Source organism: Pseudomonas sp. Sample_23 (genome assembly GCF_004307595.1).
GTDB classification, from domain to species: domain Bacteria; phylum Pseudomonadota; class Gammaproteobacteria; order Pseudomonadales; family Pseudomonadaceae; genus Aquipseudomonas; species Aquipseudomonas atacamensis.
On sequence record NZ_RCNX01000048.1, the window covers coordinates 110,838 to 119,299 of the forward strand.

Below are 8,462 nucleotides of genomic sequence, written 5' to 3' on the forward strand. Positions count from 1 at the left end.
CGCTCCCACAGGGATATCGGTTCCGACAGGGAGATCGAGTCGTTTGCCATTCCTCTGCTTAGAAGGATTGCACCATGCGTATCGTCGTAGCCCTGGGCGGTAACGCCCTGCTCCGCCGTGGTGAGCCGATGACCGCTGACAACCAGCGCGCCAACATCCGCATCGCCACCGAGCAAATCGCCAAGATCCATCCCGGCAACCAACTGGTCATCGCTCACGGCAATGGCCCGCAAGTCGGTCTGCTGTCGCTGCAAGCGGCGGCCTATACCTCTGTCACCCCCTACCCGCTGGACGTGCTCGGCGCTGAAACCGAAGGCATGATCGGCTACATCATCGAACAGGAACTGGGCAATCTGCTCGACTTCGAAGTGCCGTTCGCCACACTCCTGACCCAGGTCGAAGTCGACGCCAACGACCCGGCATTCAAGAACCCGACCAAACCGATCGGCCCGGTCTACGAGAAAGCCGAAGCGGAAAAACTCGCCGCCGAGAAAGGCTGGGCAATTGCTGCCGATGGCGACAAATTCCGCCGCGTCGTCGCCAGCCCACGGCCGAAGCGCATCTTCGAAATCCGCCCGATCAAGTGGCTGCTGGACAAGGGCAGCATCGTCATCTGCGCCGGAGGCGGCGGCATTCCGACCATGTACGACGAGCAGCGCAACCTCAAAGGCATCGAGGCGGTGATCGACAAAGATCTGTGTTCGTCGTTGCTTGCCGAGCAATTGGAAGCCGACCTGCTGGTGATCGCCACTGACGTCAACGCAGCGTTCATCGATTACGGCAAGCCGACGCAGAAAGCCATCGCCGAAGCCCACCCGGACGAACTCGAACGCCTTGGTTTCGCCGCCGGCTCCATGGGACCGAAGGTGCAGGCAGCCTGCGAATTCGCGCGCCATACTGGCAAGGTCGCGGTGATCGGTTCGCTGGCCGATATCGAAGCCATCGTCCAGGGCACCGCCGGTACGCGGGTCAGCACGGCGAAGCCGGGGATCAGCTACCGATAACAATAAACGCCGGGGCAGGCTCAAGGCCTGCCCCGCTTCCATGCCTTGAAAGGAGTAGCTCAATGGCCCTGTTCGAACCCGGTCATCTGCACATCGAGCGGCACGCGTTGACCGACGATGACGTCAATTACAACGTGCATCTGGACTATGAAGTGTTCACTGATCCACAGAAAGGCAAAGGGATTCAGTTCACCCTGCACGGCAGCATGCAGGGCAAGGACATGAAGGAGACGTTTTTCCTGCCCAAGGAAGAGGCCTACAACTTCGCCCGCGATGTCACGCAGATTGCCGAGAAGTACGGAATCCCCAAGACCCACAGCCAGATCGGCTCGGTGCACAAGCATTACGATCTGATGTTTGAAGACATTCGGCAGAAGTTGAATATGCAATCGGGGAATCCGGTGAACCTCGAGCATTTCGAATAAAAATCAAAAGCCCCTCACCCTAGCCCTCTCCCGGAGGGAGAGGGAACCGATTGGGGGATGCTGCAGCATTGCGTCGAACTGATCCTGCATCACTGAATCCATAATCGCCCGGTAACTTTCAGGTCGATGCATAACCTCAGACACCTCGGTCGGCTCCCTCTCCCTCCGGGAGAGGGCTGGGGTGAGGGGGCTTTTGATTTAAGGCATACTTGCCCCCCTCCGCTCTGCAGATCACTGAACCGCCCCCATGCGTATTCACGTCAGCTTCATCGACCGCGTCGGCATCACCCAGGAAGTCCTGGCTATCCTCGGTGGGCGCAATCTCAATCTGGATGCGGTGGAGATGATCCCGCCGAACGTCTACATCGACGCGCCGACGCTGAGCCCGCAAGTGCTCGAAGAACTGAAAGATGCGCTGTTTCGCGTGCTCGGCGTGGAAGCGGTGACCGTGGTCGATATCCTGCCCGGCCAGCGTCGGCATCTGCAGCTAGATGCCCTGCTCGCGGCGATGACTGACCCGGTGCTGGCCCTCGACAGCGCCGGCAAGGTGCTGCTGGCCAATCCGGCGCTGATTGCCCTGTACGGTCGCGAACCGGCCGGCGAAAGCGTCTCGGCGCTGTTCAATGATCCCGGTCTGCTCGACACCCTGCTGGAAAACGGCTTTCGCCTGCCGCTGCGCGAGATCACCGTCAACGGCCAGACCCTGCTGCTCGACGCCACGCCGATCACCGACGCCGGCGCCCTGCTGACCTTGTATCAACCGAACCGCATCGGCGAACAACTCTCGGCACTGCACCACGATCATGCCGAAGGCTTCGACGCGCTGCTCGGCGAGTCTCCGGCGATCCGCACACTCAAGGCCCGCGCGCAACGCGTCGCCGCCCTTGATGCACCACTGTTGATTCAAGGCGAAACCGGTACCGGTAAAGAACTCGTCGCCCGCGCTTGCCATGCCATCAGTGCGCGGCACAGCGCTCCGTTTCTCGCCCTCAACTGCGCAGCGCTGCCGGAAAACCTCGCCGAAAGCGAACTGTTCGGCTACGCCCCCGGCGCCTTCACCGGCGCGGCGCGTGGCGGTAAACCGGGGCTGATGGAACTGGCCAACCAGGGCACGGTGTTCCTCGATGAAATCGGCGAGATGTCGCCGTACTTGCAGGCCAAACTCCTGCGTTTTCTCAACGACGGCAGCTTCCGCCGCGTCGGTGGTGATCGGGAAGTAAAGGTCAACGTGCGCATCCTCAGCGCGACCCACCGCGATCTGGAAAAAATGGTCAGCGAAGGCCTGTTCCGCGAGGACCTGTTCTATCGCCTCAACGTGCTCAACGTCGAAGTGCCGCCGCTGCGTGAACGCGGTCAGGACATCCTGCTGCTGGCGCGCTACTTCATGCAGCAAGCCTGTGCGCAGATCCAGCGCCCTGTCTGCCGCCTGGCGCCCGGCACTTATCCGGCGCTGCTCGGCAATCGCTGGCCGGGCAACGTGCGGCAATTGCAGAACGTGATTTTTCGCGCAGCGGCGATTTGCGAGAGCAGCCTGGTCGATATCGGTGACCTCGACATCGCCGGCACTTCGGTGGCGCGCCAGGCCGATACCGATGTCGACAGCCTCGAGCAAGCGGTCGAATCGTTCGAAAGAGAGCTGCTGGAAAAGCTCTACGTCAGCTACCCCTCGACCCGGCAATTGGCGAGCCGCTTGCAGACCTCGCACACCGCCATTGCCCATCGCCTGCGCAAATACGGCATTCCCAATAAACCCTGACTCACCGCGCATCCCTATTGCAGGAAATTCCCCATGTGGGAGCGAGCCTGCTCGCGAAAGCGGTCTATCAGCAAAATAGCTGGCGCCTGACACACCGTCTTCGCGAGCAGGCTCGCTCCCACAGGATTTATGGCGGATTCGAAATCCGTCCAAAAACGACCTCCATCTGTACCGAAAGCGCTACAGCGGAACGATATCGCTACACCCGCCTGTGACCAGCGCTGCGCAACGCTTTGATCCGATTAAGCTTTTCTCCTCGCCCCAAGCTGTAGCGATTTCGCTACAGGCGCAACCTGCCTACATCCAGCTAAAAAAACCAAGCCATTGATTTATATAGATAAATTAACCTTGGCCGCATTCTTGCTACCTGCCTCCTCATCTATTAAGGGCTTCCCCGCCCCAAGCTTTCCACCGCGTCCACCAGACGAGTCTGGCCCCTGAGGAGTTTCCATGAGCGAGTTGCGTTTTACTGAAGATCACGAATGGCTGCGCACCGAAGCCGACGGCAGTGTCACTGTCGGCATCACCGCATTCGCGCAGAACGCCCTGGGCGACGTGGTATTCGTGCAACTGCCTGAGCTGCAGGCTTACGAAAAAGGCGCAGAAGCCGCCACCGTGGAATCGGTGAAAGCCGCCAGCGGCGTGTACATGCCGCTCGATGGCGACGTGCTGGAAGTCAACCCGGCGCTGGAAAACGCTCCTGAGCTGGTCAACGAAGATCCGCTGGGCGAAGGCTGGTTCTTCCGCTTCCAGCCAAGCGACGCCGCCGCTGTCGGCAAATTGCTCGATCAGGACGCTTACGACCGCCTGATCAAAGCCCAAGCCGAAGCCTGAGGAATTACCCCATGACCGCCATCAATCTCGGCACCGCCAACGAATTCATCGCCCGTCACATCGGCCCGCGCGCCGGTGACGAGCAAGCCATGCTCAACAGCCTCGGCTTCGATTCCCTCGAAGCCCTGAGCGCCAGCGTCATCCCCGAAAGCATCAAGGGCACCAGCGTGCTCGGCATGGACGACGGCCTCAGCGAGGCCGACGCCCTTGCGATGATCAAATCCATCGCCGGCAAGAATCAGCTGTTCAAGACCTACATCGGCCAGGGCTACTACAACTGCCACACGCCGTCGCCGATCCTGCGTAACCTGCTGGAAAACCCGGCCTGGTACACCGCTTACACGCCGTACCAGCCAGAAATTTCCCAGGGCCGTCTCGAAGCGCTGCTGAACTTCCAGACCATGATCAGCGACCTCACCGGCCTGCCGATCGCCAACGCCTCCCTGCTCGACGAAGCCACCGCCGCTGCCGAAGCCATGACCTTCTGCAAACGCCTGAGCAAGAACAAGGGCAGCCACCAGTTCTTCGCCTCGATCCACAGCCATCCGCAGACCCTCGACGTGCTGCGCACCCGTGCCGAGCCGCTCGGTATTGACGTGGTCGTGGGCGATGAGCGCGAACTGACTGACGTCACGCCGTTCTTTGGCGCGCTGCTGCAATACCCGGCGAGCAACGGTGATGTGTTCGACTACCGCGAGCTGACCGAGCGTTTCCACGCCGCCAACGCTTTGGTCGCCGTGGCCGCTGATTTGCTGGCCCTGACGCTGCTGACCGCACCGGGCGAATTCGGTGCCGACGTCGCCATCGGTTCGGCGCAACGCTTCGGCGTGCCGCTGGGCTTCGGTGGCCCGCACGCCGCTTATTTCTCGACTAAAGATGCGTTCAAGCGCGACATGCCGGGCCGTCTGGTCGGTGTCTCGGTTGACCGTTTCGGCAAGCCAGCGCTGCGTCTGGCGATGCAGACCCGCGAGCAACACATCCGCCGCGAGAAGGCCACGTCGAACATCTGCACCGCCCAGGTGCTGCTGGCCAATATCGCCAGCATGTACGCCGTCTACCACGGCCCGAAAGGCCTGACCCAGATCGCCAACCGCGTGCATCACCTGACCGCGATTCTGGCCAAGGGCCTGACCGCGCTGGGCGCTCAAGTCGAGCAGGCAAACTTCTTCGACACCCTGACCGTTGCCACCGGCGCGCACACCGCCGCGCTGCACGACAAGGCGCACGCTGCGCAGATCAACCTGCGTGTGATCGACGCTGAACGTCTGGGCCTGTCGGTCGACGAAACCACCACTCAGGCTGATATCGAAACCCTGTGGGGCCTGTTCGCCGACGGCAAGACCCTGCCGGACTTCGCTGCGCTGGCCGCCTCGGTGCAGAGCACCATTCCTGCTGAGCTGGTGCGCCAGTCGCCGATCCTCAGCCACCCGGTGTTCAACCGTTATCACTCGGAAACCGAGCTGATGCGCTACCTGCGCAAACTGGCGGACAAGGACCTGGCACTGGATCGCACGATGATTCCACTGGGCTCGTGCACCATGAAACTCAACGCCGCCAGCGAAATGATCCCGGTGACCTGGGCCGAATTCGGTGCGCTGCACCCGTTCGCCCCGGCCGCACAAAGCGCCGGTTACCAGCAACTGACCGACGAGCTGGAAGCGATGCTCTGCGCCGCCACCGGTTACGACTCGATTTCGCTGCAACCGAACGCCGGCTCACAAGGTGAATACGCAGGTCTCCTGGCAATCCGCGCCTACCACCAGAGCCGTGGCGACGAGCGCCGCGACATCTGCCTGATCCCGTCGTCGGCCCACGGCACCAACCCGGCCACCGCGCAAATGGCCGGTATGCGCGTGGTCGTCACCGCGTGCGATGCCCGCGGCAACGTCGACATCGAAGACCTGCGCGCCAAAGCCATCGAGCACCGCGAGCACCTCGCTGCGCTGATGATCACCTACCCGTCGACCCACGGCGTGTTCGAAGAAGGCATCCGCGAGATCTGCGCGATCATTCACGACAACGGCGGCCAGGTGTATATCGACGGCGCCAACATGAACGCCATGGTCGGCCTCTGCGCACCGGGCAAGTTCGGCGGCGACGTCTCGCACCTGAACCTGCACAAAACCTTCTGCATCCCGCACGGCGGTGGCGGCCCGGGCGTTGGCCCGATCGGCGTCAAATCGCACCTGACCCCGTTCCTGCCCGGCCACGGCCAGATGGAACGCAAGGAAGGCGCGGTCTGCGCAGCACCGTTCGGCAGCGCAAGCATTCTGCCGATCACTTGGATGTACATTCGCATGATGGGCGGCGCTGGTCTGAAGCGCGCTTCGCAACTGGCGATCCTCAATGCCAACTACATTTCCCGTCGCCTCGAAGAGCATTACCCAGTGCTCTACACCGGCAGCAACGGCCTGGTGGCGCACGAGTGCATTCTCGATCTGCGTCCATTGAAAGACAGCAGCGGCATCAGCGTCGATGACGTCGCCAAACGCCTGATCGACTTCGGCTTCCACGCGCCGACCATGTCGTTCCCGGTCGCCGGCACATTGATGATCGAGCCGACCGAAAGCGAATCCAAGGAAGAACTCGATCGCTTCTGCGACGCGATGATCCGCATCCGCGAAGAAATCCGCGCAGTGGAAAACGGCACGCTGGACAAGGAAGACAACCCACTGAAAAACGCCCCGCACACCGCAGCGGAACTGGTTGGCGAATGGACCCACCCGTACAGCCGCGAGCAAGCCGTTTACCCAGTCGCGTCGCTGATCGAAGGCAAATACTGGCCGCCGGTCGGCCGCGTCGACAACGTCTTCGGCGATCGCAACCTGGTGTGCGCCTGCCCGTCGATCGAAAGCTACGCTTAATGGAATGAGGGGCTGAATATCGGCCCCGATTTCAGCAACACCCTAGATCCCCCTGTGGGAGCGAGCCTGCTCGCGAAGGCGCCATTTCAGCCAGCGTAAATGTTGGCTGATCCGACGCTTTCGCGAGCAGGCTCGCTCCCACAAGGGATCTGCACCGATGTCAAACTGCGCCAATCCCCATAACAAGAAACCGGAGAACCACTCATGTCGTTAAGCGTGTTCGACCTGTTCAAGATTGGCATCGGTCCCTCCAGTTCCCACACCGTCGGCCCGATGCGTGCTGCTGCGCGTTTCGCCGAAGGGCTGCGCCGGGAAAACCTGCTGACCAGCACCGCCAGCGTGCGTGTCGAGCTGTACGGTTCGCTCGGCGCTACCGGTAAAGGACACGGCAGCGACAAAGCCGTGCTGCTCGGCCTCGAAGGCGAACACCCGGACACTGTCGACACCGAAACCGTCGCCGCGCGCCTGCAAGAAATTCGCGGCAATGGCCGACTGAATCTGCTCGGTGAACACAGCATCGCGTTCAACGAGAAAGAACATCTGGCGATGATCCGCAAACCGTTGGCCTACCACCCCAACGGCATGATCTTTCGCGCCTTCGATGCGGCGGGGATTCAGATCCGCAGCCGCGAGTATTACTCGGTCGGCGGTGGTTTCGTTGTCGATGAAGATGCCGCCGGCGCCGATCGCATCGTCGAAGACGCCACGCCGCTGACCTTCCCGTTCAAAAGTGCCAAGGATTTGCTCGGTCATTGCGCCACCTATGGCCTGTCGATCAGTCAGGTGATGCTGACCAACGAGAGCGCCTGGCGCCCTGAAGCGGAAACCCGTGCCGGCCTGCTGAAAATCTGGCAGGTGATGCAGGACTGCGTCGCTGCCGGCTGTCGTAACGAAGGCATTTTGCCGGGCGGCTTGAAGGTCAAACGCCGGGCGGCGGCGCTGCATCGGCAATTGTGCAAGAACCCGGAATCGGCGCTGCGCGATCCGCTGTCGGTGCTCGACTGGGTCAATCTTTATGCACTGGCGGTCAACGAAGAAAACGCCAACGGCGGGCGCGTGGTTACTGCGCCCACCAATGGCGCGGCGGGCATCATTCCGGCGGTGCTGCATTACTACATGCGTTTTATCCCCGGGGCGAATGACGACGGTGTCGTACGTTTTCTACTGACCGCTGCCGCGATCGGCATTCTTTACAAGGAAAACGCTTCGATTTCCGGCGCCGAAGTCGGCTGTCAGGGTGAGGTCGGCGTGGCTTGTTCGATGGCGGCCGGCGCCTTGTGCGAAGTGCTCGGCGGCAGCGTGCAGCAAGTCGAGAACGCTGCGGAAATCGGCATGGAACACAACCTCGGCCTGACCTGCGACCCGATCGGCGGTCTGGTGCAGGTGCCCTGTATCGAGCGCAACGCGATGGGTTCGGTGAAAGCCATCAACGCGGTGCGCATGGCGATGCGTGGCGACGGTCAGCATTTCGTCTCCCTCGACAAAGTCATCCGCACCATGCGCCAGACCGGCGCCGACATGAAAAGCAAATACAAGGAAACCGCCCGCGGCGGCCTGGCGGTCAACATTATCGAATGCT

6 protein-coding genes are annotated in these 8,462 nt (G+C 61.7%); all 6 read left to right on the top strand.

The features are described 5' to 3' along the window. Nucleotides 1-74 precede the first annotated feature (74 nt). Nucleotides 75-1,004, top strand: a complete 930-nt coding sequence (gene arcC / locus D8U82_RS13055; RefSeq protein ID WP_016770621.1) for a carbamate kinase — start codon at nt 75-77, stop codon at nt 1,002-1,004. A 62-nt stretch (nt 1,005-1,066) separates the two neighbouring features. After that, entirely contained in the window at nt 1,067-1,429 is a 363-nt protein-coding gene (locus D8U82_RS13060) for a DUF5064 family protein (RefSeq protein ID WP_130902308.1), read from the top strand. 247 nt (nt 1,430-1,676) lie between these two features. Further along, nucleotides 1,677-3,185 (top strand): sigma-54-dependent transcriptional regulator, encoded by a 1,509-nt coding sequence (locus D8U82_RS13065; RefSeq protein ID WP_110646607.1) that lies wholly within the window; start codon nt 1,677-1,679, stop codon nt 3,183-3,185. A 450-nt stretch (nt 3,186-3,635) separates the two neighbouring features. Further along, entirely contained in the window at nt 3,636-4,019 is a 384-nt protein-coding gene (gene gcvH / locus D8U82_RS13070) for a glycine cleavage system protein GcvH (protein ID WP_016773514.1), read from the top strand. A gap of 11 nt (nt 4,020-4,030) precedes the next feature. Then, entirely contained in the window at nt 4,031-6,883 is a 2,853-nt protein-coding gene (gene gcvP, locus D8U82_RS13075; protein ID WP_130902309.1) for an aminomethyl-transferring glycine dehydrogenase, read from the top strand. A 204-nt stretch (nt 6,884-7,087) separates the two neighbouring features. Further along, the coding region (locus tag D8U82_RS13080; protein WP_016773512.1) for an L-serine ammonia-lyase at nt 7,088-8,462 on the top strand (1,375 nt) is incomplete at its 3' end.

Coding starts and splice junctions, on each gene's coding strand:
- gcvP (WP_130902309.1), top strand. CDS start 4,031: ATGACCGCCATCAATCTCGGCACCGCCAACGAATTCATCGCCCGTCAC.
- arcC (WP_016770621.1), top strand. CDS start 75: ATGCGTATCGTCGTAGCCCTGGGCGGTAACGCCCTGCTCCGCCGTGGT.
- D8U82_RS13060 (WP_130902308.1), top strand. CDS start 1,067: ATGGCCCTGTTCGAACCCGGTCATCTGCACATCGAGCGGCACGCGTTG.
- D8U82_RS13065 (WP_110646607.1), top strand. CDS start 1,677: ATGCGTATTCACGTCAGCTTCATCGACCGCGTCGGCATCACCCAGGAA.
- gcvH (WP_016773514.1), top strand. CDS start 3,636: ATGAGCGAGTTGCGTTTTACTGAAGATCACGAATGGCTGCGCACCGAA.